We start from the raw sequence: 25603 nt of genomic DNA, 5'->3' as shown, positions 1-25603 counted from the left end.
ATGGGACTTTTTTTCTACAACAAAATAGGCTCCATAATTCCTATGGTGGTTTTACCCACTACAGAAATTATAGAGCCAAGAAAGAGAGCAGTGGCTCTCTTTTCTAATGAAAACAAATTAGTATACATGTAAAAATTTTATATAAGGGAAACTTTTGATATTCTGGTTCGATTTTTGCTTATTTTTGACGAAAGTTTACCTTATTTTGATGAAATTGATTAAAATTAGTTGAAATTTTATTTTTTGAAAACTTATGAAAACGTTGATTTTAAAGCACTTTGAAATTAGATGAAATAAGTGGTGCCCCAACCAGGTCTTAAGAAAGCTCGTAAAGCATCACAATTTAGTAAACGTTAATTCGAAAGAATTACTATACTTACAAAGAGCACCTTTCGAGGTGTTCTTTTTTAAATTTTCTTACTAAATTGGTGCAATTGACACAGTTGTTGCGACTTTAGTCGCTTACAAATGTGGTTGTAATCTGACGAGGTCAGTTGCCTCAAAACGTTAATCAATACGATACTATTGATGTTTACGGATCTTTAAGGATTTTCTCTTGGATGTCTTTTTGGGGGAGGACTTGACTATGTATGAGAAAGATATTATGATAGTCAGGACAGTACTTTATTAAGGCAGTGACTGATGGTCTAAGTAACCAAATAGTTCGGATTCCGCTTATGACGGAGCCGAAGTTAGGGAACTACCAGTCATGAAATATTGCAAGAATGTGATTTCTACTCAACAATTAGCTTTGCTTAGGTAGAAGAGTAAACCTGTATCATCTTCACAAGTTAAGATATCTCATCTCTGGATAAAGTAAATTATTTCCAGAAGACCTATAGTAATGATTTTAGTGTATAGGTGTCGCAAAATATTCTGATATTGCTGGTTACGAGATAAGGATTGTGGATGATTTAGCTCAGGCAAAAATTAAAGATGTATCAGTTTTGCCGAGTATATTAATAGAGGTGTTACTGTTTTAATTCAAAACACAGAAGCTTTTCCAGTGTTGACAGTTGCAGAAGTTCATAGAAATCACTGGCATGTAACCGATAATACCGGTAATCCATTGCATGAGAAACTACTGGGTGAGCAGTTATTACGTAATAAACTAACAAAGGAAGGAATTTCTACTGTAAGACCTAGAGGGGGTACGAATAATGGAAAATAAAACGATATACACTCTTCCAATGTTTTCTTCACTTCTGTCTGAGTTACCTCAAATAACTTTTTCAGGTACAACTATTTGTATCAATTTAAAGGGATACGATTGTGATGATATCTATGCAGAAGTTGAATTGATCTTTCAAGAAGTCCACTATTTTTCAAAGACGAACGCATTATTTTCGGCAAACACAATTGAAGCTTATGATAAAGTTTTAGAAATATTTAATTCTTCAATTATACTACAGTTAATGGAAGCCAACAGAAATCTTTTTGAAGAAATGAACAAGCACCAAGAATTAAAGCATTATTCTTTACATCTTGATGGGTATGATGGATATAATATAGTTTGCAAGTCCATAGAAATCAAAGAGTTATAAGATTTTAAGGCAATAAACAATTAGCAAATTAGAATTATCAGATAAAGAACACTTGAAGAAATTGATTCAAGTGTTTTTACTGTTCAATAGGCACAAAGTCTCCCAATAATCATTCAAATAATGCGAGGCTTATCTTTATATCAGGCTCTGTGACATGCCAGATCAAGGATGGACAAACTCTCGTATCCAGTCACGATAGCCTCTAAAGCACAAGTGCAGACAAGTGCAGACAAGTGCAGACAAGTTATGTCAGCTAGTTGCCTATAAGGGTGAAGTGGCTGACGATACTGGACTTGACTGTTGACTTGTAAGATATTATGATAGTTAGGGAGCTACTTTCTTAACGGAGGAAAGTTTTTTAGTATGGATTGCTATAAAGAATTAGATACAGTATTATCTCAACCTTACTTAGGTGATACTTTTTATGATGCAGATGTTGAATATGTCATGGATGTTTTGCTTCCTTCTTTAGAACAAGGAGAGTGGTGCACTCTTGGTGCTTGTCTTGAAGAAAAGAGTAGCTTGTATAAGTACAAATTGGCTTATTGTATAGAAGGGTATGATACTTCAAATGCTTTTAATATTCTGATGAACTTAATACTGTGTCATGATAAAAATATACTGGAAGAAGTACTTCAATCTTTTACTTCATTTGACTCTTTTAAATATAAGGAACAGCTAATCACATTTCCACAAGTAATAAGTATTTTGAAGGATTTGTCTTCCTGTAAGGAGAATCCAACAATAGGTAGATTAAGTACTAGTATTTGCGATACATTTGGACTACAATAGTTTAGTTCTAAGTAAAGTGGTAGCTTTAGGCTCGAATAAACAATCCTATAGTAGACGAACGAATGCAGAATTCATGGAATACTTGAAGAAAAACTATCCAGATTCTTATAATTTTATTCGAAGTTTAGAAGAGGGGAAAAATGATTTGCAAGATTACACAAATGTTCCATAGAGAGGTGGTTTATGAGTAGAATTTTTAAGTATGTTAGTCTAATTGGAATATTATTGCTTGGTTTGTTATTCTTTTTAATGTATTCTAGACGAAAATATCAAAATATTTTTGAAGAAATTTATCATGACGAGTACCATCATACTGTAGGGTCCTGGTTATCTCCAACAGCTTCGACTTTAGAGTCTTTACCCGATATGGAAAAAAACGTACAAGAGGCTTACTATACGGAGTAACCGGGGAAAACTACAAGAAAAATAGCTTACCTAAAAATATTCATAGTATTAATTACGTATTCGAATATCCTGATAATGAGTTGGGAAATGGGAATGTTTTAATTGTCATAAATGTTGATTTGCCTAACTCAGATATTTTGAAGGTTGAATACATGTACCAACATCAATCAAATCAACTAATTCAGAAAATAAGGATATTTTCAGATGATTATAAGCAAGAGTATCCAGTCGAACAATACATCACTCAAAACAAACTAGATGTAAAAGTATACACTGAAATTGCAAATGATATTTTGAAAAATAAACTTATTTCAGATTGGCGTTCCGTCTATCCTAGTCAATTTTCAGCTGAAAATTGGGGTAATGTAAAGATGATTAGGGAAAACGCAATAGATTAACGAAAAATCCCACTTCATGCTCTATGATGTCATTCTAGAACGCTGGTTTAAAAATGGTAGTCAAGCTTACTCAGTTGATAATCTTGGGGATGTAGAGATTGTGCTACTCAGTTTTATTGCTAACAAAAGCAGTCCAAATGCCCATATTCCATGGGATAAGTATGAATGGATATTATTAAAAAGAAATATGAATATTGAACAAAAACAAAAAGAATTAGACTTGACATATTATTGGGATGCAACTATTTACAATTTTTATGTGTCCTATTTTGGAGATGAAACTGTTATTGAGTATGAGGATGATCAAGAAAAATATTGGCGCGTAACCTTCCTTTTATGTGGTAAAGTAGAGTATACAACAGATGCCTTATGGGAGAATTGGCGTGATTATGATGTGAAAAGTTTGAAAAAGACACAACTCGGTTATTCCGCACAAAATTTCACGTTGACTCCGCATGCTAAAGATAAAAATTTTGTAGAGTGCAGAATTGATCTAGGTATTATGGATATAACAATTATTTGTCGTGATATTCAGATAGAACATCTCGAGTTAAAGGATGCTCAGTTCTTTTGGCAGGATAATGAAACAGTAGAATGAGTAAAGTGTAACTAAACTGTTATAATAATGGATCTAAGAACAAGAAAAAAACGTGTAATTTATCTCTAAGTATTAAGTTTTTATAAGTCATTATAAAGTTAACTAAAACAATGTCTGCTATGAGAGACGAGCAAGATTATTAGGGACGGAATCATTTTCTAGAAATAATTTACCAGGTAGAATGCTGTTACCTAAAAAGAAATGAGGTTTTTTCTAAATGAAAGAAATATATGGATATGAAGTATATTCTTGAGTGTTTTAGAGAGGGTAATATGGCAATTCCCTTTGAGATAGAAATATTAGACAGTGCTGAAGGATTACTAAGTATAGAGTCTAGTGAATGGGAAGAGCTTGTTTGGGAATTTCGAAGCGAATTTTTACTTAAGAACAAAGGTGAAGTTAGAACTGGAATAGGAAAAATCTGGAATGAAAATTCGGCCTATTTTCGTAAATCTATTGACCCTATAATAAAAGAATACCTACAGAGAAAATTTTTTCCACAGACATGCATAGATTCGATTTTATTTGATGTAAGCACTCTTAGAAACTATAAATTACTGCAAAATGATTTTGGGATAGAGTCTGCCTTTCATGATGATTTGCTTTTGATTTATGAGGGAGGCTACATTCCAGTTGGTTACCAAGGCAATTGTCCAGAGGGGCACTTTAAGGTAATGAAAATTGTTTAGCCCAACATGAATAGGTTCCATTGAACTTATAAATTATTTTACACTTAATACAGAGGAGCACTCAGATCTTGTTTCTATATGAAATTGTTCTGCAAACTGACATAGTCACTTGTCTCAAAAGGTCAATCAATACGACTGCACCAATCTTTCGAAATGCTTCATGGTTCACACCATGAGGTGTTTTTTAATGAATTTTAGAAAAGCCCATACAAGTTTACTTGAAAGAATGCTATAATAGCTTAGAATAAGAGATTTTCTGTTGAAATAAATTGATGGGGGATTACGATGTCACTTGCCTTAAAGGTTGGCTTAATCTATTAGACAATTGGATTTTGAATTCCTTTTTTAACAGTCTTTATCCGTTTTGAACATTCAAATTGGGGTAGTCGTCACCCAACCCTTATGACTGAATTGTATCAGGGGAGATTTTCAGTATATTATTTAAAGAATTGTCTACTCGAACTACAGAGTATTTGTATAGAGTTTAGCAAATTATCGTCTTATGACAATGTTTGTGGCTTTGAATCTGTAAGTTCTGTGGAAAAAGTGTTGAGATTTCTACTTTGTAGGTCTCCTTGTTTGCTTCATTATGAGAGGAAGATTGATTTTAAGTGACTATTGAAGTTTGAGAATTCGGATACTTTGGCAATTAAGAATATCTATGGTGCTTTTAAAGTGACAAAAATTTTAAGACTTATAAGAATTTTTGACGATAGGATTCAGATCAAACTGAAATCAATCAGAACACCAAAGGTCAAAGACTAGAGTACGACTTTGATAGGGCAAAAAACTGCTGCATATCCATGGTAGCGATGGTATAATCGGCATGATAGTTGTTACTGTAATAAGCGAAGGAAGTAGACATGAGAGAATTTGAAATAAGGGAAAAACAAGATAAGATAAATCAGACGGACTATTGGGATGGTCGGATTCTAGATTTACAAATATTATATTTTGGTGATGAAGTTCATCTATATATAGAAAGTTATTATGAGAATAAAATAGATTTAGAGGAATGTTGGAAAGTCAGTTTCCTTGCTTGTGCAGCACTGAATTATGAGACGGATGCACAAAATCGCAAAAAATTTAAAGTAAAAGATTTTACACAAAATCACTTGTATACCTGTCAAGAGATATCTCTTGAATATTACGATGACAGTTTTTTTCAAACTAGGATAGTTTTAGAAGGATTAGTCAAGTTCAATATTATTTTTAGGGATGTTACTGTTGAAAGAATCAAACGATTAGAACGTGATTTTTTCTGGAGGAATAAGTCATAAATGTATTCAATTAATAGTGAGGTTGAAAGTAACACCAAAAAGATAAGGAATTCCTCCTGCTGGCACTTGTGGTGAATGAATACAATGGAGAGGTCAATTTAGTAGTAATGGAACGAGATGAAGATATGTCATATGAGTTTTTTAAGAAATGATTATCCTATGGGGAAGAGTTTGTTCTATATTATCAAGATAGAAAGTTTTATATCAGTCAAAGGAAAGACTTAGGGGAGTTATATTTTACGGTTTCTGAGGAAAACTATCACATTTTTTATAGCCCAAAGGAACTTTTATCAGCACCATTAATCGATGGTGAGACCTTATTAGAAAGATGGAATGATCTTGCAGTTTATTAAGTCTATCCCAAAAGTTGATCATCTTATTCAAGTTATTACACAAAATCAGCAGAGGTGGGAAATGAGAGTAGTTTTATTGCCAATTTATTATAAAAATGATAATAAAATAGAAACGTGTCAGATTTTTATTAGAGATAGCGAAGAATTATGCATTCTTGATGTTGATAGAGATTCGGGTTTTAAACGCTATGAAGCTGACTCTTTCTTTGAGGCGCTTATGAACTATCGTCTAGATTTGGAGAAAGAAGGCGGGATTCTACAATGTAATGGAGCTGACAGGTGTGTATTTCCCTCTCCGATGCAGATGAATTTTGGAGGAGAAAAAGCCTATTTCTTAGAAATGGGAAAACAAGCCAGTTTAGACAATGTTTATGAGATTTTTGACCAAGATAAACCAAACTTAAACTGTGTCAGTGTCGCAGAACAGAAACAATTTTATGATGACTGGTTTACTAGTTTAGTCGGTGGGAGCCATTAAACCTGCAGTTTAAAAGTAGCTATCGGAATAAGTCTTAGTAAACTGTGTTTTGGACTGTGTGACAGATGAAAGAATTGTAGATAGACATTATCAAAAAAGATTTGGAGAATGCGAGTTGAAAATAAGTGGACAACTGTCAAAGAACGATCAAAAGATTTCTTTTTTTGAGATTCTTTCTCAAATACCATCTAATAGTGAAGATTGGTATATCTTTGAATGTGATGCTGTAGGAAAAGCTCCAAATAATTTGCCTATGCCAGAATTTGAAGATTTAGTCTTAAATTCAAAATATGGCTATCAGATGAGTTGGGCTGGACTTTTAAAATTTTCAAAGGGAATAGAGGATATAAATAATTTAATAGTTGTTTCCTCTACAATTCCTGTTGAATTTGAAATTTTAGAAAAAGGTGCAGAAGCTTTGCAAGTAAGATTGGAAATACACGATAGTACTGCTTGGGAAATTGAATTTTATGGATGACCTTGTACAGTTTACTGTTCCTATTTGGTATACTTGACACATAGAAATAGGAGAAGACATTCTCTTACTGGATAATTCAATCACTGAATAAGTTGAAATTAAACGAAAGACTTACTTAGTCCATTATCTAAAGAAAGCTGATTTTGATTGGATAGATAGTAGGAGAATTAGGGGGATTGGATGTTGTATTATAAAACAATTTGGAATCATACGAATGATGATTTCCCAATAATCATGTACTCAGAAATAGACGCAGAACGATTTGAAACAAAACGATTAGATATATTTCCTGATGGACACGTAGCTTACTTTGATACTCGGATCCCCTTGGAGTTGGGAGAAGCTCCATACCCAAGTGATTTTGATGCAATAAATGCTACAGGTGAGTTTGATGTGTCTGAAATATCAGCGATAGATTTTGAGAACATTCTAAAAATGTATGACACAGAAGCTTTAATCGAAGATTATTGTATCAAATTAGCTAGATGGGCAGAAAGGTAACCAGTATTTGCCATTTTTCAATAGTTAGAGGAGGAACATTCATGTCAAATATTACATTTAATCATTCTTTTTTTTCCTATCCACAATCATTAAAGGATTTAGTTTCCGAAGGTAGGGTTGATTTTGGTGTATGGTACTTGATGAATGACGATGAAACAGTGAGAAGATTTCGAGGTCTTCAAACAAGATATCCTGAGCGAACATTATATCCATTTGCAAGGAGAGGTGATAATGATGATATAGCCTGTTTTGAAGATGTTGATAGTACTCTAGTGCATATCATTCATGACTTTGCTGATTCAGGATGGGAACAAAGGGAAGTTCTACCTAATATTGATGCATGGTTAGAATACATTGAGGAGTGTAATCTTCAAGATGGATGGTGACTTGGTGTTAGGCTGAACCTTGGTAGAGCTTAGCGCTATTGATGAAAATAGTCATCTGAAAAAAATATCTGAGGGATTTATTTGGGGATAAATGGGAAGGAGAAAAATCTTGTTGCTATTTGATTTATCTAGCAAGCAAAAAGAGCTTGAAGAACTAGATTATTGGGAAATGGGAATACTAGATTTAAAGATATCCTATTTTGGAGATGAGGTTTCTTTGTGCATAGAAGATTATCATAACAAAGAGAAATACTGGGAAATTAAGTTTTTAGTATGCGCAAAAGTAGAGTATAGCAATGATGCTTTAGACATCCAGTGGAGAAAAGATCAACACGTTAAAGATATGACTAGAGGAGAATTGCATCATCATGGTCAAGAAATTTCTTTACAAATTTATGAGGAGAATCCTGATTTTGTGAAGTGTATGGTTGATATTGGTTTGTTGCAAATGACAATTGTTTGTCGTGATATTCAGATAGAACATCTTGATTTAAAGGATGCTCAGTTCTTTTGGCAGGATCGTGAAACTGTAGAATGAGTAAAGTGTAGCTAAACGGTTATAATAACCGATCGAAGCACGAGAAAAAACGTGTAATTTATTACCGAGTCTTGATAAATAGGAATGAAATGATGTTAAGTGTTGAATTGAGAATAGCAGTAGCAGACGTAATCATGATAGATAACTTATTGAATTTATTAGATGTTAGTCAGCAGATTATTACCTCTCACTTTTATTATAAGGACCAGGAACTAAGCTATTCAAGTGCTATAAAGTGGGAGCAGTATTTTTCGAGTCCAGCTACTGGATATTTGCATGTGGGGCAAATATTTGTAGGAAGAGTTGTTGAGGATGTGATGATTATTATTTCAGGAAATAGCGATATCGTCGATTTTATCATTGAATTTCGCGTGGAATATCTGACAGATGAGGATACAAATAGTATTAAAAAATTTATCCTAAAATCTAATCGAACTATTTCAGAAAAAGACATTGAAGTTATCTGTGAAGAGTATTGAGATTTGATAGGCTATTATAAGATTGGCGAACGTAATACTTGGCTAGGAATCAAGAGAGATGAGCTCGCTGGGGAGCTGACTGGAGGTGCTGGATTTGATTTAACAATTTGGAATTTAAAGATGGCTAAACTGATGAACAAAGAGCACAGGTATTGCACAAAAATCCAAGCTTTGACTGAAGCAGTTATAGTTAAAATACAGGTGAATCGTAAATCTATATTTTCTTTGTAACGAGATAAAAAGGTTGATGGTTCAGATTCTGTTTCAAACAATTACTATATTGTTTGAATTGTTGATTTATGATATAGTTAAAATATCAATCCGTTGGATAGAAGTGTAAATAGGAATTTATGTTTCCAAAATATCCAGATGAAACGGTATTTGGGAAGTTTACAATTGAAGATTAGGAGAAAAAGACATGTTTAATTCATTTTTAGAATTTTTTGGTTCAGAGAATAAAGGATACGTAAAGCGTTCAGAAGATATTTATCTTGATTTTATTATGAACTATTCTAAGGAAAGTTTTGGTAGTGGGTTATTTAGGGTTGTTGATTCTAATAATTTAGAATACTTTAAAGGACTAGTACAGTCGTGCTTTTCTGAATTATCAGATGATATACGAGTTATAGGTTTTGATTGGTTAGGCAGGATATTTGTTAGTTCTGATACTAGTGATTCAAAAATATATATGTGTGATGCAGGAAGTCATGAGATTTTAGAGATTCCACTAGGTATTAAGGAGTTTTTGAATAATGAAATTCCAGAATATCCTGATGAGCTATTTGCTTTAGATTTTTACAAAGAGTATATTTCTCAAGGAGGAATCTCTCCTTCCTATGATCAATGCATTGGTTATAAAGTACCTTTATTTTTAGGTGGTTTGGATGACTTTTCAAATATTGAACAAATTGATTTTGATGTATTTTGGACGCTCATGACTCAATTATGGTAATTTAGATTCAATCATACAGTACAATACCCTGAAGTATATCGACTTGAAGAAATCTTTCGTAAACTTATAATAAAACTAGCTACTATAATCGCGAAAACCTTACTTATAGTGAGTTATATAAACTTTAAAAGGGACACGAGGAGAAAAAATGAACTTACAATTTACCAAATTTGCAGCGATGCCAGAAGAAGTCATTGAAAAGTACGCCTCAAAAGTTCCAGACGAATTAGTGGAATTGTGGCAACAATATGGACTGGGATTTTTACTTGATGGTTATCTAAAAATTATCAATCCAGAAGAATATGTAGAATTTGTGCAAAAGACCTATTTTAGAGGTGATTTATCTATTCCTGTTTTTATAACTGCATTTGGGGATATTATCACTCTGGAGGAAGGAAACTATCTGAGAATTGTAGAATACAAGGAGGAAAATTTCACCACTATTTTAGAAGATATGTACTATTTTCTAGAAGATTTAAAGGATGAAGAGTTGTTAAAGGATTATTTTGATATTCCTTTATATGAAGAAGCGGTTAAGGAGTATGGGAGCTTGGATTACAATCAATGCTTTGGCTTTGTTCCTCTTCTTGTACTTGGAGGGAAAAGGGATTTAACCAATATTGACAAGGTTGGCATAAAAGAACATTTAGACCTCATTACCCAGATTACAGGCGGTGTGGGATTTTAGGAGTTGGAATCAAGGATAGTAATCTAGGGGAACTAAACCTACGAGCGCTGGTGATGATTCAAAAGATAATACTTGGTCAAGGGATGATCGCTGGCTACTTCAGATGCTCATACTGGATGAAGTGCTAGAAATTTTAAGCTAGTGGTTGATATGGCTACAAAACCTATTGCCCATTTTAACTTTAGAAGGCGATTATATATGTTTAAAATTACAAAAGAATACGATATGAACGATAGACGATTAGTTTATAGACCAGAAGAATATAGTTTTGATTCCATACCTCTAAAAAATTCTGATTACTACATATTATTTGACACACTCCAACTTGGCTTTGATTCAGAAAACAATGCGTGCGTACAAATTTTTGGATTTTTTCCTCAGGTATTAAAAGCAGAAGAAAGAGATGTGCTCATTCCTAACTCGAATAAAGGGAGTATTATTCTATTATTGGATGAATGCCAGTTAGATTTAGGGGATAGTATTCGATTCGTACAATCAGATAGTTGGGTAAGTTATTATTCACCAAGCAAAGGATATACTTATTTTGGTAAGGAAAAATTATCAGATTCAGTAGAGTATGTTGAGTTTTATCCAGATTGTATTGCAGCGTTAAATGAGAAGGGCGATATAGAAGCTTTTTGGCTAAAGGTGAATTTTGAAGAGTAGTATAATGACTATTTTAGAATAGCTAATGATAAACGATAGCAATTCGTACCTCATTTCATTTATCCAGTAAGTATATCTGATTAGATAGGGATTCAGTTTTGAAATCAATACCTTGTTTGAATCCTCAAAGGAGATTGTTAGTAGTTGCGCGATAGTGACTTGGTGCTAGGATGAACCTTGTAGTTGAGTCAATTTAAAACAAGATTATCTGCAAGTGAAGGCAGAATTCCTTTGACTGGAGGTAAATAAAATGATTTTTGAAGATTTAAGAGAACTCTTACTCTCGATAGCTGAAGAAGATGCTATTATTTCGATTTTATTTTCGTTTTTTATTAAAAATAAAGGATATTCAACTCAGATATTGGAAAAGATTATTTTTTATGGAGTGACAATAGGTTGGTTTGAAATCATTAATGTAGAAAATGATAATATTCCTTATACGGATATCGAGTGGAGAATGGATAATGTCTTTCAAGAAGTCGTTTTTTGCGATAATGATTTTGCTGTAAAGACTTTATTGACACAAGAAGGTGGAATTCCAGAATTATTCAGGAAATTTATCTTATAAAGAAACAATCTTCATTTGTCAAAGAGAGAATTTTGACAACTTGAATCTCCAGCTTATGCGATAAGGAAGTTCAACATACCCCTAATAAAAATAGAAAGATGAGATGAAGTATGACAGATCAGCAAGCAATATTTTTGCAAGAACTAAAAATCATCCAGGAACAAGCTGTAAATATGAATCTCCATCAGAGTGATTTAACTAAAGAAGAACTGCTTTTTAATGTTAGTTATGATACTTTGGTTTTGACGATGGAATTGTTGGATGGCTATCGTAATATGAACTTGGAGCTATCTGATAAAGAGAGCAAGGAAGTTTTAAATGAGAATATACAATTACATGATGGGTTGGTTGATTTTTTGAAGTCATTTTAGTCTGGTTGTAAGGAGAACTGTAGCTTTCATAACTATATCCATGTGATGTATATGGAGTTCTGATCCTGAAAGTTGTAAGAGAGCTACTTCAATACGGGGAGATGTCGGAGGAGAAAAATGGTTGGAGATCTTTTGAAAATCGATAGGACTAAGAGGCTATTGCTCGAGAATGGTGTTTCTTTGGAACCAGGTCTAAGTGATGAAGAAATACAAACAGTCGAGATGATATATGAAATTGAATTTCCTGAGCAGTGGTTGGCAGTTTATCAACAATTGTTGCCTATTTCAGAAGGTTTTTATAACTGGAGAGATTTTTCGGCTGAAAATATAGAACATATAAAACGGAACCTAGCTGCTCCCTATGATGGAATTTTGGAAAGTTTGGATGAACTGGTGTGGGATGCCTCTTGGGGGAGCGAGCCAACTACACTCTTGGATAGAAATGTTCAAATCAGGAAAATATTAGGATCAGCACCTCGACTAATCCCCTTATATGGGCATCGTTTTCTCCCTAGTTATGAGAATCAGGAGATGCTGATTTTATCAGTAGTGGATTTAGATATTATTTATTATGGCAAAGACTTATACGATTATTTTGAGATTGAATTTGGAAATAGAGAACTTTCTCTGTCTTTAAAAGACCATAAGCCAGTGCTCTTCTGGACGAGTGACTTTTATTAAATGTTTTTACAAAGATAACTGGTCGCACCCTTGCAAACTTCATCTTACTTTGCAAATGTGCTAATCCCGCGATTGGAATTTCTAGATGTCAAGTTAGAGTTTGAACTGTAACTAAATGCCAGGATAAGTGTCGCATTTGTTCTGATAGGAAAGCCTGTATCGCTGCGCGTTAGTGCTTTTAAAATAGCTTCCATAGGCGTTCCAACCTGTTTAGCAAGATGTTGGAATTTATGAGGACCTTGATGGATATTATTTTTCTTCATAGTATGTGGTGTTATCATGTAGATACGATATGAAAAATTAAGATAGCTCTGTAAATTCTGTAAATGTCACTTTGTGTGAACATGAGTAAATTTGAGTTTAGAGAATGATAGGAAATGGTTTAGAATGATAAGTTTAGAGCTGATGTCTGAAGAAAATAGCATAGATATTTATTCTTTTGAAAAAGAAAATCGAGAGTATTTTGAGCGAAGTTTACCTCCTAGACCAGCTCACTATTTTGACTCAGAAGGTTTTAAAGAACTTACAAGGGAATTGTTAAGGGAACAAGAGAGCCATGATGTCTACATGCATCTTATTAGAGATGCACAAGGCATTATGGTCGGAAGAATCAATTTAAGTGTTTTAGGGAAGGATAGAAAAACAGCAGAACTTGGATATAGGATCGGAGAAAATGTTACTAATTTAGGATATGCAAGCGAAGCAGTTAAACTCGTTTTAGACAAGGCCTTTACTACTTATGGTTTACATAAAATCATTGCAGGAACGGCAACAGGCAATCTGGCCTCCCAGAGAGTGCTTTTAAAAAACGGTTTCACCTTTAGTAAAATCATAGAAAATGACTTTCAAATGAATAACGAGTGGATTCATACGGCAGTATTTGAGATAAGGAATCTATAGCATCATCATTCCCAATAGTCTGCTAAACCTCAACATTCCTAGTAGACATTCGTCTGCTTTTATACGGAAAATATAGTAGAATGAATCTAGAACAGTACACCAAGGCTGCTAAAAATGTTTTAGAATCTATATTGTATTACTCTAAGTTCAATCCGCTATAGCATTCTTTGTTCTTGTTTTTAGTTCTCTATCGTCATGATTACAAGCCAATTTGTATCTATAATACTTCTTTATTAGCCTTGTTTCTTGTCAAACTTTTTAATCCTCAGATCAAGACGAATATCTTATCAGCTAGTTTTGCTAGGGGATTTAATATTCTATTGAATACATCAATTGTCTGTTATCTTTACTTTCCTGAGTTAAAAACTCTTAGTTTTAGTCTTTTCTTATTCTTTTGTTTACTATATTTTATAAAAATTTTTATCATTCCTTTATGTTTGGTTTCTAGTCAAAATTCTAAGTATGATCCTTATCTAGTCCATAGTAATTTCTTTAAGAGGAATGCTTCATATGTGATGTATGTTTAATTTTATAAAAATGCTGACTTTCTACTTTTTGGTAGGAAGTTTTTTATTATTTCCATATCGAAATAGTTGACAGATGTAATTTAGGGTGTTACAATAATTAAAAAGTTCGATATAGAACAAAAAAGGAGACAAAATGGACAAGATGTTAGGAGGCTACCAAGCTCTACAGATTCGATTGTTAAACGGGCGTATCTTTCAAAAACTCTTGAGCAATGAACCAGATGCTCAATACAGAAGTGAACAGGGAAAAATTTTAACGATTTTGTGGAAGCAAGAGTCAGGGTGCGCTACAGCGACCGATATCGCTCTTGCGACGGGTCTAGCCAATAATACATTGACCAGTATGGTTAAGAAATTGGAAGAACAAGGCTTGGTCACGATTCAACCTTGCACACAAGATAAAAGGAAAAAATATATCTCTTTGACAGACCTCGGTTGGGCGCAAAAAGAAATTGGAGACCGTGTTAGTAAAGAATTGGGTGAAATTTTCTACCAAAGCTTTTCGGATCAAGAAATCCAAGAATTTGAAGCTTATCAAGAGCGTATTATCTCAAATCTAAAAGCTAAAGAAAATGACATCTAGGGAAAGGAAGTAACAGTTATGATCGGAATTACAGGTGTAACAGGGAACTTAGGCTCCTATGTGGCTGATCTTGTTGATAAAAAAGGAATCGCTTCTGTCCATCTAGCAAGAAGCCCAGAGCGTGCAAAAGTTTATGCGTCTGCGGAAATCCGTAGATTGTCCTATACCAATACTCCAGAGGTGGTTGAAGCCTTGAAGGGGATCGATACTTTGTTGATGGTTTCTGCTAGGGAAAATCCAGAGCGTGTCAAGGAGCACAAGGACTTTTTAGATGCTGCAAAGCTAGCAGGAGTAGAGCATATCGTTTATACCTCCTTTTATGGGGCAGATGAGAAGGCAACTTTCACCTTGTCTCGAGATCATGCCCAGACGGAAGCCTATATCAAGGAGTTAGGGTTCACCTATACTTTTCTAAGAGATAATTTTTACTTGGATTTCTTTATTGATATGGCACTCGAAAATGGTGAGGTACGTGGTCCGGCTGGCAGCGGCCTTGTGTCAGCTGTTGCCCGTAAGGATACATCTAGGGTTGCAGCAGAAATTCTTTTTAATCCTAAGGAGTGGGCAAATCAAAGCTTGAATCTGACAGGGCCAGAGAATCTTTCTATGAAAAAAATCGTAGAGCTTCTCTCAAAAGAGACCGGTAAGGCCATCATGTATGTAGATGAATCAGTCGAAGAAGCCTATGAGTCACGGAAAAAATGGCCAGCACAAACTTGGGAGTACGATGCCTGGGTTAGTACCTATACAGCGATTAAAGCTGGCGAACAAGCTGGGGTTTCAACAGATATCGAAAAAGTTCTAGGGCATCCGGCAAGTAGCCTATTGGATATTCTTAGAGATAGAAAACTTATTGAGGAAAAACATGATTGAATACAAACATGTAGCATTGCGCTACACGGATAAAAACATTTTAAAAGATGTCAATCTCCGCATTGAAAATGGAGAATTCATGGTGCTAGTGGGTCCTTCAGGATCTGGAAAGACCACCATGATCAAGATGGTGAACCGTCTCTTGGAGCCGACTGATGGCAATATCTATATGGATGGAAAACGGATCAAGGACTATGATGAACGGGAGTTACGTCTCAGTACCGGCTATGTCCTTCAAGCTATTGCCCTATTTCCTAACTTGACAGTTGCGGAAAATATTGCTCTCATTCCTGAGATGAAGGGCTGGAGTAAGGAACAAATCACCTCTAAAACCGAAGAACTCTTGAACAAGGTTGGTCTCCCTGCTGCAGAGTATGCCCATCGTTTACCAAGCGAGTTATCAGGTGGGGAGCAACAACGGATTGGGATTGTACGAGCCATCATTGGGGAACCAAAAATTTTATTGATGGACGAACCTTTTTCAGCCTTGGATGCTATCTCTCGCAAGCAGTTGCAAGCTCTCACTAAAGAATTGCACAAAGAATTCGGGATGACGACCATCTTCGTTACCCATGATACGGACGAGGCTTTAAAATTGGGCGATCGGATTGCAGTTTTGCAGGATGGAGAAATTCGCCAGGTCGCAGAACCTGAAACAATTTTACAAGCGCCTGCGACAGACTTTGTAGCAAACTTGTTTGGAGGTAGCCTTCATGTCTAATTTGATTTCAACCTTTCAAGAGCGTTTTGGGGAATGGTTAACCGCTCTTGGGCAACACTTACAATTATCGCTTTTGACCTTATTGGTTGCTATTTTTCTGACCATTCCACTGGCGGTTTATCTAAATAGCCACAAAAAAGTGGCGAACTGGGTGCTACAAGTTGCGGGTATCTTCCAGACCATTCCCTCAATGGCTTTGCTGGGTCTCTTTATTCCTTTCATGGGAATTGGAACCTTACCAGCCCTCACAGCCCTTGTCATTTACGCTATTTTCCCGATTTTGGAAAATACAATCACAGCCTTGAACGGCATTGATCCTAGTCTTGAGGAGGCAGGGATTGCTTTTGGGATGACCAAGTGGGAGCGACTTAAGAAGTTTGAAATTCCACTGGCCATGCCCGTCATTGTATCGGGGGTTCGTACAGCAACCGTTATGATCATTGGGACAGCGACTTTAGCCGCTCTTGTTGGAGCTGGAGGATTGGGATCTTTTATCCTTTTGGGAATTGATCGTCGGAATACCAGTCTCATTTTAATCGGGGCTATCTCATCGGCTATCTTGGCCATTCTTTTCAATATCATTCTCAAATGGTTGGAAAAGGCAAAGTTGCGTACAATTGTTGCGGCCTTTGCTGTCATGTTCCTTGGTTTGGGAGCTAGTTATGCTCCAAGCATTATTCCACATAATGAGAAAGACAATCTCGTCATTGCTGGGAAGTTAGGACCTGAACCTGAGATTCTCATGAATATGTATAAACTTCTCATCGAGGAAAATACTGATATGACGGTGACGGTCAAGCCTAACTTTGGGAAGACAGATTTCCTTTACCAAGCACTGAAAAAAGGGGATATTGATATCTATCCAGAATTTTCTGGGACAGTGACGGAGAGTCTCCTCCAACCATCTCCAGAAGTTGGGCATGACCCAGAAAAGGTTTATGAAGTTGCTCGTGATGGTATTGCTAAACAGGATCAACTAGCCTTTCTCAAACCCATGGCTTATCAAAATACTTATGCAATTGCAGTTCCTAAAAAAATTGCGCAAGAATATGGGCTTAAGACGATTTCAGACTTGAAAAAAGTAGAAGGACAGCTCAAGGCTGGTTTTACTCTGGAGTTTAATGACCGTGAGGATGGAAACAAGGGCTTGCAGTCTGCTTATGGGTTGAATCTCAATGTGGCAACCATGGAGCCAGCTCTTCGCTACCAAGCCATCCAGTCAGGTGACATTCAAATTACAGATGCTTACTCAACGGATGCTGAAATTGCTCGGTATGATTTAGTGGTTTTGGAGGATGATAAACAACTCTTTCCGCCTTATCAAGGAGCGCCACTGATGAAAGCTGAATTACTGAAAAAACATCCAGAATTGGAAGCTGTTCTCAATAAATTAGCTGGTAAAATTACAGAAAGCCAAATGAGTCAACTCAACTATCAGGTTGGTGTGGAAGGCAAGTCGGCCGAAACAGTAGCGCGTGAATTTCTCCTTCAAGAAGGAATACTTCAAAAATAAATATAGAAATTACTTTATACTAACAAAAAACCCATCTTGCTTTTTAGATAAGATAGGGTTTTTGTATTAGAATAAAAGTAGTATAAGTGTCAATACTATAGCAAATGTAATTCTGATGATATGGTGAGACTTTTTAAAGGTTCCTTTCTGTTTGTCATTCCAATAGGCTCCGTAGCAAATCAAACCACAGCCAATCAGCCAAATAGATAGTGCGACAATCGGCAAAAAGAAGTAGCAGAAGATAGATAAGGTAGCAAAGAAGTAGAGGAAGATAGATAAGGTAGCAAGGATACTTCCGATAAGGAGAAGCTGATTTCCTAGGGGATTCCTGCCTTTTCTTAATTCTGAAAGGCTAGCCAATAAATGATGAAGAGGAAAAGCAAGAAGTAAGAAGGCTAAAAAAATAGCAAGAATAATAACGAAGTTCATAAGATTTCCTCTCTAGCTAGAATAATGATGATTTATTTTTGTTTGTTTGTCATTTCCATGACGTCTAAGTAAAATCTCACTACTTGATCTTCCTTATAAGATTTTCCTTTTTTTAACCACCAGGTCAGTGTTTCAATAAAATTGCTGACAACAAAATGTTTGAGGTAGGAGGCTGGAATCTTAGGATAGGAAACTTTCAAGTCCTCTGCGACCATGGGATAAACATGGTGTTCCAATTCTTTCTGCAATTGACGAAGGAAGTAGTCATTTTTTGAGAAAAGAAGACTGGTCACGTGGTCTTGATTTTTCTTAAAATGCAAAAAAATATGTGTCAAATATGCTTCGATGCTAATATTTTCCTCGCGTTCGAAAAGATGATGAAAGAGATAACGGCAGAGCTCATCTAGGAGTAATTCTTTACTTTCATAATGGCTATAAAAGGTGGAACGACCGACATCTGCTAGGTCTATTATCTCCTGAACGGTAATCGTTTCAAAGCTTTTTTGATTTAGTAATTGTAAAAAAGCAGTATAGATAGCTTTTCGAGTCTTGGTAATGCGACGATCTTGAGCAGTCATATGGACACTTTGAACAAACTGTTCAGTAACGTACAGAGAGAACGGTTTGCTTCTATCCTTTCTTTTTGGAGTGAGAGATAATACTAGTAAAGGTAATAACTATACTACTATTATACCAAAGGAGAATATAAAAATGACAACGAAACGTGCTGTTTGGCTGGCTTTTTTCTTAAATTTGAGTTATGCAATTGTCGAGTTTATCGCTGGTGGAGTATTTGGTTCGAGTGCTGTTCTTGCGGACTCTGTCCATGACTTAGGAGATGCGATTGCAATTGGGCTATCAGCCTTTCTAGAAACAATCTCCAATCGTGAAGAAGATAGTCATTACACCTTGGGTTACAAACGATTTAGCCTTCTAGGAGCTTTGATAACGGCTGTGATTCTCATGACAGGATCTGCTCTAGTCATTTTGGAAAATATAAGGAAACTATTTCATCCACAACCTATCAATGATGAAGGAATCCTCTGGCTTGGAATTATTGCGGTTAGTATAAATGTGCTAGCAAGTCTAGTGGTTCGTAAGGGGAAAACGAAGAATGAGTCTATTCTTAGCCTGCATTTTTTGGAAGATACCCTGGGTTGGATAGCAGTCATCCTGATGGCAATTATTCTACGATTTACCGACTGGTATATTCTGGATCCGCTCTTATCTCTTGTCATTTCCTTCTTCATTCTGTTAAAGGCTATTCCACGTTTTTGGTCTACACTCAAGATTTTCCTCGATGCCGTGCCAGAAGGAGTGGATATCAAGCAAGTAAAGAGTGATTTGGAACGGTTGGAGTATGTGGCTAGTATCAATCAGCTTAACCTATGGACCATGGATGGTTTGGAGAAAAATGCCATTATCCATGTTTGTCTAAAAGAGATCGGACAGATGGAGGTTTGTAAAGAATCCATTCGAACCCTACTCAAAGATTGTGGTTTTCAAAATATTACCATTGAGGTAGATGCAGACTTAGCAAGCCACCAGGTTCATAAGCGTAAAATTGAGGAGTTGGAAGTAGATAAAAGTCATGAACATCATCATTAATGAGATGTAGTATAAGTGAGCGAAAGCTAAATAAAAAGTGTATACTAAAGGTAGTTACATAGAGAGAGGAAATTTTTAAATGAAATCAGCAATTTATACCAAGGCAGGTCAGGTCGGCATTGAAGAAGTTAAGCGTCCAAGCATTCAAGAATCGGATGATGTCATTATCCGTGTAGTTCGTGCTTGCGTTTGTGGTTCAGACCTATGGAGTTACCGCAATCCAGATATTAAAGCGGGACATAAAAATAGTGGACACGAAGCAATCGGAATCGTTGAAGAAACTGGAGAAGCCATTACCACGGTCAAGCCCGGTGATTTTGTGATTGTGCCATTTACTCATGGTTGTGGGGAATGTGATGCCTGTCGTGCTGGATTTGATGGTTCCTGTGACAATCATATTGGAAATAACCTAGGTGGAAATTTCCAAGCTGAATATCTCCGCTTCCACTATGCTAATTGGGCCCTTGTAAAAATTCCTGGACAACCGTCTGACTACACAGAAGGTATGCTCAAGTCTCTCTTGACTCTGGCTGATGTCATGCCAACAGGCTATCATGCAGCGCGTGTAGCAGATGTAAAACCAGGTGATAAGGTTGTCGTTATTGGGGATGGGGCTGTTGGCCAATGTGCTGTCATTGCTGCTAAGATGCGTGGAGCTTCACAAATTATCCTTATGAGTCGTCACGAAGATCGTCAAAAGATGGCCTTGGAATCAGGAGCGACAGCTGTTGTAGCTGAGCGAGGAGAAGAAGGCATTGCCAAGGTGCGTGAAATTCTTGGCGGTGGAGCAGACGCCGCTCTTGAGTGCGTCGGTACTGAAGCGGCTGTTGAGCAAGCACTGGGTGTCCTTCATAATGGCGGTCGTATGGGATTTGTAGGAGTTCCACATTATAAGAATCGTGCTCTTGGTTCAACCTTTATGCAAAATATCTCTGTTGCAGGTGGAGCAGCTTCTGCAACAACATACGATAAGCAATTCTTGCTCAAAGCTGTTCTTGATGGTGATATCAATCCAGGTCGTGTCTTTACTTCAAGTTACAAACTAGAAGATATTGACAAAGCATATAAGGCCATGGATGAACGCAAGACCATTAAATCTATGATTGTGATGGATTAAAAAGAAAAACCTAATAGGATTTGAGAAACTCTATTAGGTTTTTTTTATGTTCAAGTGTTGTGCTTAATGCAAGGTGCTTTCTCTTAAAGTCAGTTTGGTTCCTAGCATAGTAAGGCTTGGAATTTTACGGCCGTGAAGGACTTCTCTGTTCAAAATATCCATTCCTGTGCGTCCCATTTCTTCGGTGTAGACTGTGATACTGGAAAGTGGTGGGAACACTTGCTTGGTCAGAATAGTATCATTAAAGGAAATAATGCTGACGCGCTCCGGTATGCTGATGTTGGCTTCTTGGAGGGCGCGAAGGGCACCAATGGCCAAGCTATCACTGGCTGCAAAAAATGCCTGTGGAAGCTTCTCTCCTAATTTTTCGATAGCCTCTTTCATTAAGTCATATCCAGATTGGGCAGTAAATAGACCTTGGAAAACGAATTTCTCGTTATAAATCCCTTTTTCTTGCGTATAGGATTTAAAGTAATCTAAGCGTTTATCTGCGATGACTTCCTCTTGGTCAGTGGTCGTTTCAAGTCCGGATAAGATACCAATCTTTTTAAGCCCATGATCTGTAAAGTAATCAACAACCTGGTTAACAGCATTATAAAAATCTGTAATGACACAGGTATGACCAAGAGCAATCGTATCACTGTCTAAAAATACTAGGGGTTTGTGGTATTCCTCAAATGATGCAATCTGTGCTTGGCTAAATTTTCCAATACAAAGGATTCCAATCACTTCTTCACTGAGCGTGAAAGGTTGGTCGTTAAAATAGCGCAAAATGTCATAGTCTAACTCTTGAGCTCTCTTTTCAATTCCAAGACGGATCTGGTAGTAGTAGAGATCTTCTAATTCTCCTTGTTCGCTCACCCACTGGATGATAGCAATTTTTTGTTTGAGTTTATGACTTTCGCCTGTTTTGAGATGTTTTGTATACCCTAGTTCTTCTGCGACGGTTAAGATACGATGTCGAGTTTCTTCTGTAACAGATAGGCTCTGATCGCGGTTGAGAACGCGGGATACAGTTGCGATCGAGACAGAGGCTAGCTGAGCGATATCTTTGAGTGTAGCCATAATTCCCCTCCTTTTTAGGTTATTATAGCATATTTTTGTTGCTTTTTACCTATAGTTTAGTAAAATATAGGTAAAAATGTTGACCAAAGTAAAACCCTTGGGTACAATAGAAGAAAACGATTACAGGTTAAGTTTTTTTACCTAACAATTCGTCAAAGGAGAATTCATATGACACAACATCTTACTGCTGATGCACTTCGCAAGGACTTTCTTGCTGTTTTTGGTCAAGAAGCTGATCAAACCTTCTTTTCACCAGGCCGTATCAACTTGATTGGGGAGCATACTGACTACAACGGTGGGCATGTTTTCCCAGCAGCTATTTCATTAGGAACTTACGGAGCTGCACGCAAGCGAGATGACCAAGTGTTGCGTTTTTACTCAGCAAACTTTGAGGATAAAGGAATTATCGAAGTTCCTCTAGCTGACCTTAAATTTGAGAAAGAGCACAACTGGACTAACTATCCAAAAGGTGTTCTTCATTTCTTGCAAGAAGCTGGCCATGTGATTGATAAAGGTTTTGATTTCTATGTATTTGGAAATATCCCAAATGGTGCAGGTTTGTCTTCTTCTGCATCTTTGGAGCTTTTGACTGGTGTCGTGGCAGAATACCTCTTTGACCTAAAATTGGACCGTTTAGATTTAGTAAAAATCGGAAAATTGACAGAGAACAACTTTATTGGGGTTAATTCTGGTATCATGGACCAATTTGCTATCGGTATGGGGGCAGACCAACGTGCCATTTATCTGGATACAAATAGTTTAGAATATGACTTGGTTCCCCTTGATTTGAAGGACAATGTTGTTGTTATCATGAACACTAACAAACGACGTGAACTTGCGGATTCTAAGTACAATGAACGTCGTGCTGAATGTGAAAAAGCAGTAGAAGAACTCCAAGTGGCCTTGGACATTCAAACCTTGGGTGAATTGGATGAGTGGGCTTTTGATGAATATAGTTACCTCATCAAAGACGAAAATCGTTTGAAACGTGCGCGTCATGCAGTTCTTGAAAACCAACGTACGCTTAAAGCGCAAGCGGCTCTTCAAGCAGGAGATTTAGACAAGTTTGGTCGTTTGATGAATGCTTCTCATGTTTCACTTGAGCATGACTACGAAGTAACTGGCTTGGAATTAGATACCCTTGTTCATACAGCTTGGGCTCAAGAAGGTGTTCTCGGTGCTCGTATGACAGGAGCAGGTTTTGGTGGTTGTGCCATTGCCTTGGTTCAAAAGGATGCTGTTGAGGCCTTTAAGGAAGCTGTTGGCAAGCACTACGAGGAAGTCGTTGGATACGCTCCAAGCTTCTATATCGCTGAAGTTGCAGGTGGAACTCGCGTTCTTGATTAGTCAAAAGGAGGTTTTCTAGTGACCTTAGTAGAAAGATTTGTTACCAAAGTCATTGCAGAAAGTACCTTTGAAGAGTTGGATCGGATTTATCTGACCAATCGTGTTTTAGCACTGGTTGGAGATGGAGTTCTTGAAGTTGAGACTGACCAGGATGATTTGATTGAACTAAAAGATCAGCTTGTCGAGGAAGCTGTTCGCTTGGAAACGATTGAAGATAGTCAGGCTGAGCGTGAGATTCTCGGTGCTGACCTCATGGACTTGGTAACGCCTTGTCCAAGTCAGGTTAATCGTGATTTTTGGGATACCTATGCCCAGTTACCAGAGCAGGCAATTGCAGATTTCTACCAACTCAGTCAGAAGAATGACTACATCAAACTGAAGGCTATCGCAAAGAATATTGCTTATCGTGTACCATCTGACTACGGTGAACTGGAGATTACCATCAATCTCTCGAAGCCTGAAAAGGATCCAAAGGAGATTGCGGCAGCTAAGTTGGTTAAATCCAGTAACTATCCTCAATGTCAGCTCTGTATGGAAAATGAAGGCTATCATGGTCGTGTCAATCATCCAGCTAGAAGCAATCATCGTATTATACGTTTTGATATTTCTGGGCAGGAGTGGGGCTTCCAGTATTCGCCTTACGCTTACTTTAATGAGCACTGTATTTTCCTAGACAGTCAACACCGTCCTATGGCCATCAGTCGCCAAAGTTTTGAACGTTTGTTAGCAATTGTGGAGCAATTTCCAGGCTACTTTGCTGGTTCAAATGCTGATTTGCCAATCGTGGGTGGTTCTATCCTGACACATGATCATTATCAAGGTGGTCGTCATGTATTCCCAATGGAAGTGGCGCCTTTACAAAAGAGCTTTACCTTTGAAGGTTTTGAATCTGTCAAAGCAGGGATTGTTCAGTGGCCTATGTCCGTCATTCGACTAACTTCAGATTCAAAAGAGGATTTGACAGAACTAGCGGATAAAATCTTACTGGCTTGGCGTCAATACTCAGATCCAAGTGTACAGGTCTTGGCAGAAAGTAATGGAACACCGCATCACACTATCACACCGATTGCGCGTAAGCGAGATGGGCAGTTTGAGTTAGATTTGGTCTTGCGGGACAATCAAACATCTCCAGAGCATCCAGATGGTATCTATCATCCCCATAAGGATGTTCAACATATCAAGAAGGAAAATATCGGCTTGATAGAGGTTATGGGCTTGGCAATCTTGCCACCACGCTTGAAGGAAGAAGTGGAGCAGGTAGCGGCTTACCTAGTAGGAAAGGATGTTTCCGTAGCAGATTATCACCAAGAATGGGCAAATGAGTTGAAAGAATCCAATCCTGACTTGACCGAAAAAGTACAAGCTCTTAATATCGTCCAAGAATCTGTTGGAAAAATCTTTGCTCGAGTTTTGGAAGATGCAGGAGTTTACAAGCAAACAGAAGAAGGACAAGCTGCCTTTATGCGCTTTGTGGAGCTGGTTGGTATTTTGCCCGAATAAGTGCTTCTCTCTTGCGTAGAGTCTTGAAAAGTAGTATCATAGTGTCGTTTGAAATATCAGGAGGAACGTATGAAAGATTTTCACTTTGACGCTATATCTGCCTTTGAAAATTACGAAATTGAAAAAATGAGAGATGGCCACGTTGTGGTGACGACAAAAGTAGTGGACTCTTCACTCAACTACTATGGAAATGCCCATGGAGGCTATCTATTTACCCTATGTGACCAAATCAGTGGTCTTGTGGTGATTTCGCTAGGATTAGACGGGGTGACACTCCAGTCTTCCATCAACTATCTGAAAGCTGGAAATCTAGGGGACGTTCTCACTATCAAGGGAGAATGTGTCCACCAAGGACGCACCACTTGTGTCGTCGATGTTGACATCATCAACCAAGATGGCCGAAATGTCTGCAAGGCAACCTTCACCATGTTTGTCACAGGACGACGGTCTGAAGATAGACAGGTGAGGATATAGGAAACCAAAAAAGAGGCACATGCCTCTCAGATTGAAGACAAAGTCCTTGGAAGTCAAGTTTCTAAGGGCTTTTCTTTGTGTAAAGTCGTATAATAGAGGTA

At 36.9% G+C, this 25603-nt stretch carries 34 protein-coding genes; 30 read left to right on the top strand and 4 right to left on the bottom strand.

Annotation, left to right across the window (positions count from 1 at the left end; genetic code table 11):
• Positions 1-1160 precede the first annotated feature (1160 nt).
• From QEZ38_RS09080 to QEZ38_RS08990, 20 genes are all read left to right on the top strand, one after another.
• Positions 1161-1544, top strand: coding sequence for a hypothetical protein (locus QEZ38_RS09080; protein WP_281335713.1), 384 nt, complete (start codon positions 1161-1163; stop codon positions 1542-1544).
• Positions 1545-1907: 363 nt separating this feature from the next.
• Entirely contained in the window at positions 1908-2336 is a 429-nt protein-coding gene (locus QEZ38_RS09075; RefSeq protein ID WP_281335712.1) for a hypothetical protein, read from the top strand.
• A gap of 323 nt (positions 2337-2659) precedes the next feature.
• Positions 2660-3139 (top strand): TipC family immunity protein, encoded by a 480-nt coding sequence (locus tag QEZ38_RS09070; protein ID WP_342760445.1) that lies wholly within the window; start codon positions 2660-2662, stop codon positions 3137-3139.
• A gap of 16 nt (positions 3140-3155) precedes the next feature.
• Positions 3156-3737: a TipC family immunity protein gene (locus tag QEZ38_RS09065; protein WP_342760444.1), complete on the top strand. Its 582-nt coding sequence runs from the start codon at positions 3156-3158 to the stop codon at positions 3735-3737.
• Between the two features lie 236 nt (positions 3738-3973).
• Entirely contained in the window at positions 3974-4426 is a 453-nt protein-coding gene (locus QEZ38_RS09060) for a hypothetical protein (RefSeq protein WP_281335711.1), read from the top strand.
• Positions 4427-4762: 336 nt separating this feature from the next.
• Positions 4763-5041, top strand: a complete 279-nt coding sequence (locus QEZ38_RS09845; protein ID WP_425445019.1) for an Imm70 family immunity protein — start codon at positions 4763-4765, stop codon at positions 5039-5041.
• Between the two features lie 248 nt (positions 5042-5289).
• The gene (locus QEZ38_RS09055) at positions 5290-5706 is read left to right on the top strand and encodes a hypothetical protein (RefSeq protein ID WP_281335710.1); all 417 of its coding nucleotides are present in this window, start codon (positions 5290-5292) and stop codon (positions 5704-5706) included.
• Positions 5707-6045: 339 nt separating this feature from the next.
• A complete protein-coding gene (locus QEZ38_RS09050; RefSeq protein WP_281335709.1) occupies positions 6046-6537 on the top strand; it encodes a hypothetical protein in 492 nt (163 codons plus the stop codon).
• Between the two features lie 115 nt (positions 6538-6652).
• The gene (locus tag QEZ38_RS09045) at positions 6653-7015 is read left to right on the top strand and encodes a hypothetical protein (RefSeq protein WP_281335708.1); all 363 of its coding nucleotides are present in this window, start codon (positions 6653-6655) and stop codon (positions 7013-7015) included.
• 180 nt (positions 7016-7195) lie between these two features.
• On the top strand, positions 7196-7516 hold the full coding sequence (locus QEZ38_RS09040) for a DUF6881 domain-containing protein (RefSeq protein ID WP_281335707.1): 321 nt from the start codon (positions 7196-7198) through the stop codon (positions 7514-7516).
• 41 nt (positions 7517-7557) lie between these two features.
• Positions 7558-7902, top strand: coding sequence for a hypothetical protein (locus tag QEZ38_RS09035; protein ID WP_281335706.1), 345 nt, complete (start codon positions 7558-7560; stop codon positions 7900-7902).
• Between the two features lie 109 nt (positions 7903-8011).
• Entirely contained in the window at positions 8012-8440 is a 429-nt protein-coding gene (locus QEZ38_RS09030) for a hypothetical protein (protein WP_281335705.1), read from the top strand.
• A gap of 92 nt (positions 8441-8532) precedes the next feature.
• Positions 8533-8919, top strand: coding sequence for a hypothetical protein (locus QEZ38_RS09025; RefSeq protein ID WP_281335704.1), 387 nt, complete (start codon positions 8533-8535; stop codon positions 8917-8919).
• 3 nt (positions 8920-8922) lie between these two features.
• Entirely contained in the window at positions 8923-9150 is a 228-nt protein-coding gene (locus tag QEZ38_RS09020) for a hypothetical protein (protein ID WP_281335703.1), read from the top strand.
• Between the two features lie 187 nt (positions 9151-9337).
• Complete coding sequence (locus QEZ38_RS09015) at positions 9338-9871, top strand: T6SS immunity protein Tdi1 domain-containing protein (protein WP_281335702.1); 534 nt, start codon at positions 9338-9340, stop codon at positions 9869-9871.
• Between the two features lie 148 nt (positions 9872-10019).
• Complete coding sequence (locus QEZ38_RS09010) at positions 10020-10559, top strand: T6SS immunity protein Tdi1 domain-containing protein (RefSeq protein ID WP_281335701.1); 540 nt, start codon at positions 10020-10022, stop codon at positions 10557-10559.
• A gap of 150 nt (positions 10560-10709) precedes the next feature.
• Positions 10710-11225, top strand: a complete 516-nt coding sequence (locus QEZ38_RS09005) for a hypothetical protein (RefSeq protein ID WP_281335700.1) — start codon at positions 10710-10712, stop codon at positions 11223-11225.
• A gap of 250 nt (positions 11226-11475) precedes the next feature.
• Positions 11476-11793, top strand: a complete 318-nt coding sequence (locus QEZ38_RS09000; protein ID WP_281335699.1) for a hypothetical protein — start codon at positions 11476-11478, stop codon at positions 11791-11793.
• Positions 11794-11903: 110 nt separating this feature from the next.
• The gene (locus QEZ38_RS08995) at positions 11904-12164 is read left to right on the top strand and encodes a hypothetical protein (protein WP_281335698.1); all 261 of its coding nucleotides are present in this window, start codon (positions 11904-11906) and stop codon (positions 12162-12164) included.
• Positions 12165-12281: 117 nt separating this feature from the next.
• Positions 12282-12845, top strand: coding sequence for a hypothetical protein (locus QEZ38_RS08990; protein WP_281335697.1), 564 nt, complete (start codon positions 12282-12284; stop codon positions 12843-12845).
• A gap of 44 nt (positions 12846-12889) precedes the next feature.
• On the opposite strand, the gene QEZ38_RS08985 is transcribed toward QEZ38_RS08990, so the two are convergent.
• Positions 12890-13108: a hypothetical protein gene (locus QEZ38_RS08985; RefSeq protein WP_281335696.1), complete on the bottom strand. Its 219-nt coding sequence runs from the start codon at positions 13106-13108 to the stop codon at positions 12890-12892.
• 124 nt (positions 13109-13232) lie between these two features.
• Here QEZ38_RS08985 and QEZ38_RS08980 point away from each other — a divergent pair, with 124 nt between their 5' ends.
• From QEZ38_RS08980 to QEZ38_RS08960, 5 genes are all read left to right on the top strand, one after another.
• Positions 13233-13745, top strand: a complete 513-nt coding sequence (locus QEZ38_RS08980; RefSeq protein WP_281335695.1) for a GNAT family N-acetyltransferase — start codon at positions 13233-13235, stop codon at positions 13743-13745.
• A gap of 660 nt (positions 13746-14405) precedes the next feature.
• Positions 14406-14855 carry a MarR family winged helix-turn-helix transcriptional regulator gene (locus QEZ38_RS08975; protein ID WP_281335694.1) on the top strand — a complete coding sequence of 150 codons (450 nt, stop codon included), beginning with the start codon at positions 14406-14408 and terminating at the stop codon, positions 14853-14855.
• Between the two features lie 18 nt (positions 14856-14873).
• Positions 14874-15728 (top strand): SDR family oxidoreductase, encoded by an 855-nt coding sequence (locus tag QEZ38_RS08970; protein ID WP_281335693.1) that lies wholly within the window; start codon positions 14874-14876, stop codon positions 15726-15728.
• Positions 15721-16449, top strand: a complete 729-nt coding sequence (locus QEZ38_RS08965; protein WP_281335692.1) for an ABC transporter ATP-binding protein — start codon at positions 15721-15723, stop codon at positions 16447-16449. Before QEZ38_RS08970 ends, QEZ38_RS08965 begins: the two co-directional genes overlap by 8 nt.
• Positions 16442-17962, top strand: a complete 1521-nt coding sequence (locus QEZ38_RS08960; protein WP_281335691.1) for an ABC transporter permease/substrate-binding protein — start codon at positions 16442-16444, stop codon at positions 17960-17962. Before QEZ38_RS08965 ends, QEZ38_RS08960 begins: the two co-directional genes overlap by 8 nt.
• Positions 17963-18028: 66 nt before the next feature.
• Here the strand turns inward: QEZ38_RS08960 and QEZ38_RS08955 are convergent, their stop codons facing one another.
• Together QEZ38_RS08955 and QEZ38_RS08950 are read right to left on the bottom strand one after the other, a co-directional pair.
• On the bottom strand, positions 18029-18391 hold the full coding sequence (locus QEZ38_RS08955) for a glucuronide permease (RefSeq protein ID WP_281335690.1): 363 nt from the start codon (positions 18389-18391) through the stop codon (positions 18029-18031).
• A gap of 32 nt (positions 18392-18423) precedes the next feature.
• On the bottom strand, positions 18424-18969 hold the full coding sequence (locus QEZ38_RS08950) for a TetR/AcrR family transcriptional regulator (RefSeq protein WP_281335689.1): 546 nt from the start codon (positions 18967-18969) through the stop codon (positions 18424-18426).
• Between the two features lie 133 nt (positions 18970-19102).
• Here QEZ38_RS08950 and QEZ38_RS08945 point away from each other — a divergent pair, with 133 nt between their 5' ends.
• On the top strand, positions 19103-19999 hold the full coding sequence (locus QEZ38_RS08945; protein WP_281335688.1) for a cation diffusion facilitator family transporter: 897 nt from the start codon (positions 19103-19105) through the stop codon (positions 19997-19999).
• A gap of 79 nt (positions 20000-20078) precedes the next feature.
• Entirely contained in the window at positions 20079-21116 is a 1038-nt protein-coding gene (locus QEZ38_RS08940) for a zinc-binding dehydrogenase (protein ID WP_281335687.1), read from the top strand.
• A gap of 63 nt (positions 21117-21179) precedes the next feature.
• Here the strand turns inward: QEZ38_RS08940 and QEZ38_RS08935 are convergent, their stop codons facing one another.
• Positions 21180-22181, bottom strand: coding sequence for a LacI family DNA-binding transcriptional regulator (locus QEZ38_RS08935; RefSeq protein ID WP_153225473.1), 1002 nt, complete (start codon positions 22179-22181; stop codon positions 21180-21182).
• A 168-nt stretch (positions 22182-22349) separates the two neighbouring features.
• Here QEZ38_RS08935 and QEZ38_RS08930 point away from each other — a divergent pair, with 168 nt between their 5' ends.
• The 3 genes from QEZ38_RS08930 to QEZ38_RS08920 all read left to right on the top strand — a co-directional run bounded on the left by QEZ38_RS08930 (position 22350) and on the right by QEZ38_RS08920 (position 25502).
• Positions 22350-23528, top strand: coding sequence for a galactokinase (locus QEZ38_RS08930; protein WP_281335686.1), 1179 nt, complete (start codon positions 22350-22352; stop codon positions 23526-23528).
• Between the two features lie 18 nt (positions 23529-23546).
• Positions 23547-25028 carry a UDP-glucose--hexose-1-phosphate uridylyltransferase gene (locus QEZ38_RS08925; protein ID WP_281335685.1) on the top strand — a complete coding sequence of 494 codons (1482 nt, stop codon included), beginning with the start codon at positions 23547-23549 and terminating at the stop codon, positions 25026-25028.
• Positions 25029-25097: 69 nt separating this feature from the next.
• A complete protein-coding gene (locus tag QEZ38_RS08920; RefSeq protein WP_281335684.1) occupies positions 25098-25502 on the top strand; it encodes a PaaI family thioesterase in 405 nt (134 codons plus the stop codon).
• The last annotated feature ends 101 nt before the right edge of the window (positions 25503-25603 follow it).

It is taken from the genome of Streptococcus taonis, assembly GCF_029948085.1.
GTDB lineage: Bacteria > Bacillota > Bacilli > Lactobacillales > Streptococcaceae > Streptococcus > Streptococcus taonis.
Note: the sequence above shows the minus strand (reverse complement) of the source record. Positions and strands in the feature narration are given on the sequence as shown.

Excerpts from the sequence above, each read along its gene's own strand:
- QEZ38_RS08950 (WP_281335689.1), bottom strand. The coding sequence starts at position 18,969 with ATGACTGCTCAAGATCGTCGCATTACCAAGACTCGAAAAGCTATCTAT.
- QEZ38_RS08960 (WP_281335691.1), top strand. The coding sequence starts at position 16,442 with ATGTCTAATTTGATTTCAACCTTTCAAGAGCGTTTTGGGGAATGGTTA.
- QEZ38_RS08935 (WP_153225473.1), bottom strand. The coding sequence starts at position 22,181 with ATGGCTACACTCAAAGATATCGCTCAGCTAGCCTCTGTCTCGATCGCA.
- QEZ38_RS09015 (WP_281335702.1), top strand. The coding sequence starts at position 9,338 with ATGTTTAATTCATTTTTAGAATTTTTTGGTTCAGAGAATAAAGGATAC.
- QEZ38_RS08990 (WP_281335697.1), top strand. The coding sequence starts at position 12,282 with ATGGTTGGAGATCTTTTGAAAATCGATAGGACTAAGAGGCTATTGCTC.
- QEZ38_RS09000 (WP_281335699.1), top strand. The coding sequence starts at position 11,476 with ATGATTTTTGAAGATTTAAGAGAACTCTTACTCTCGATAGCTGAAGAA.
- QEZ38_RS09025 (WP_281335704.1), top strand. The coding sequence starts at position 8,533 with ATGTTAAGTGTTGAATTGAGAATAGCAGTAGCAGACGTAATCATGATA.
- QEZ38_RS09065 (WP_342760444.1), top strand. The coding sequence starts at position 3,156 with ATGCTCTATGATGTCATTCTAGAACGCTGGTTTAAAAATGGTAGTCAA.
- QEZ38_RS08955 (WP_281335690.1), bottom strand. The coding sequence starts at position 18,391 with ATGAACTTCGTTATTATTCTTGCTATTTTTTTAGCCTTCTTACTTCTT.
- QEZ38_RS08940 (WP_281335687.1), top strand. The coding sequence starts at position 20,079 with ATGAAATCAGCAATTTATACCAAGGCAGGTCAGGTCGGCATTGAAGAA.
- QEZ38_RS08975 (WP_281335694.1), top strand. The coding sequence starts at position 14,406 with ATGGACAAGATGTTAGGAGGCTACCAAGCTCTACAGATTCGATTGTTA.
- QEZ38_RS08965 (WP_281335692.1), top strand. The coding sequence starts at position 15,721 with ATGATTGAATACAAACATGTAGCATTGCGCTACACGGATAAAAACATT.
- QEZ38_RS09035 (WP_281335706.1), top strand. The coding sequence starts at position 7,558 with ATGTCAAATATTACATTTAATCATTCTTTTTTTTCCTATCCACAATCA.
- QEZ38_RS08970 (WP_281335693.1), top strand. The coding sequence starts at position 14,874 with ATGATCGGAATTACAGGTGTAACAGGGAACTTAGGCTCCTATGTGGCT.
- QEZ38_RS08995 (WP_281335698.1), top strand. The coding sequence starts at position 11,904 with ATGACAGATCAGCAAGCAATATTTTTGCAAGAACTAAAAATCATCCAG.
- QEZ38_RS09055 (WP_281335710.1), top strand. The coding sequence starts at position 5,290 with ATGAGAGAATTTGAAATAAGGGAAAAACAAGATAAGATAAATCAGACG.
- QEZ38_RS09075 (WP_281335712.1), top strand. The coding sequence starts at position 1,908 with ATGGATTGCTATAAAGAATTAGATACAGTATTATCTCAACCTTACTTA.
- QEZ38_RS09010 (WP_281335701.1), top strand. The coding sequence starts at position 10,020 with ATGAACTTACAATTTACCAAATTTGCAGCGATGCCAGAAGAAGTCATT.
- QEZ38_RS08920 (WP_281335684.1), top strand. The coding sequence starts at position 25,098 with ATGAAAGATTTTCACTTTGACGCTATATCTGCCTTTGAAAATTACGAA.
- QEZ38_RS09040 (WP_281335707.1), top strand. The coding sequence starts at position 7,196 with ATGTTGTATTATAAAACAATTTGGAATCATACGAATGATGATTTCCCA.
- QEZ38_RS09005 (WP_281335700.1), top strand. The coding sequence starts at position 10,710 with ATGGCTACAAAACCTATTGCCCATTTTAACTTTAGAAGGCGATTATAT.
- QEZ38_RS08945 (WP_281335688.1), top strand. The coding sequence starts at position 19,103 with ATGACAACGAAACGTGCTGTTTGGCTGGCTTTTTTCTTAAATTTGAGT.
- QEZ38_RS08980 (WP_281335695.1), top strand. The coding sequence starts at position 13,233 with ATGATAAGTTTAGAGCTGATGTCTGAAGAAAATAGCATAGATATTTAT.
- QEZ38_RS08930 (WP_281335686.1), top strand. The coding sequence starts at position 22,350 with ATGACACAACATCTTACTGCTGATGCACTTCGCAAGGACTTTCTTGCT.
- QEZ38_RS08985 (WP_281335696.1), bottom strand. The coding sequence starts at position 13,108 with ATGAAGAAAAATAATATCCATCAAGGTCCTCATAAATTCCAACATCTT.
- QEZ38_RS09060 (WP_281335711.1), top strand. The coding sequence starts at position 3,974 with ATGAAGTATATTCTTGAGTGTTTTAGAGAGGGTAATATGGCAATTCCC.
- QEZ38_RS09080 (WP_281335713.1), top strand. The coding sequence starts at position 1,161 with ATGGAAAATAAAACGATATACACTCTTCCAATGTTTTCTTCACTTCTG.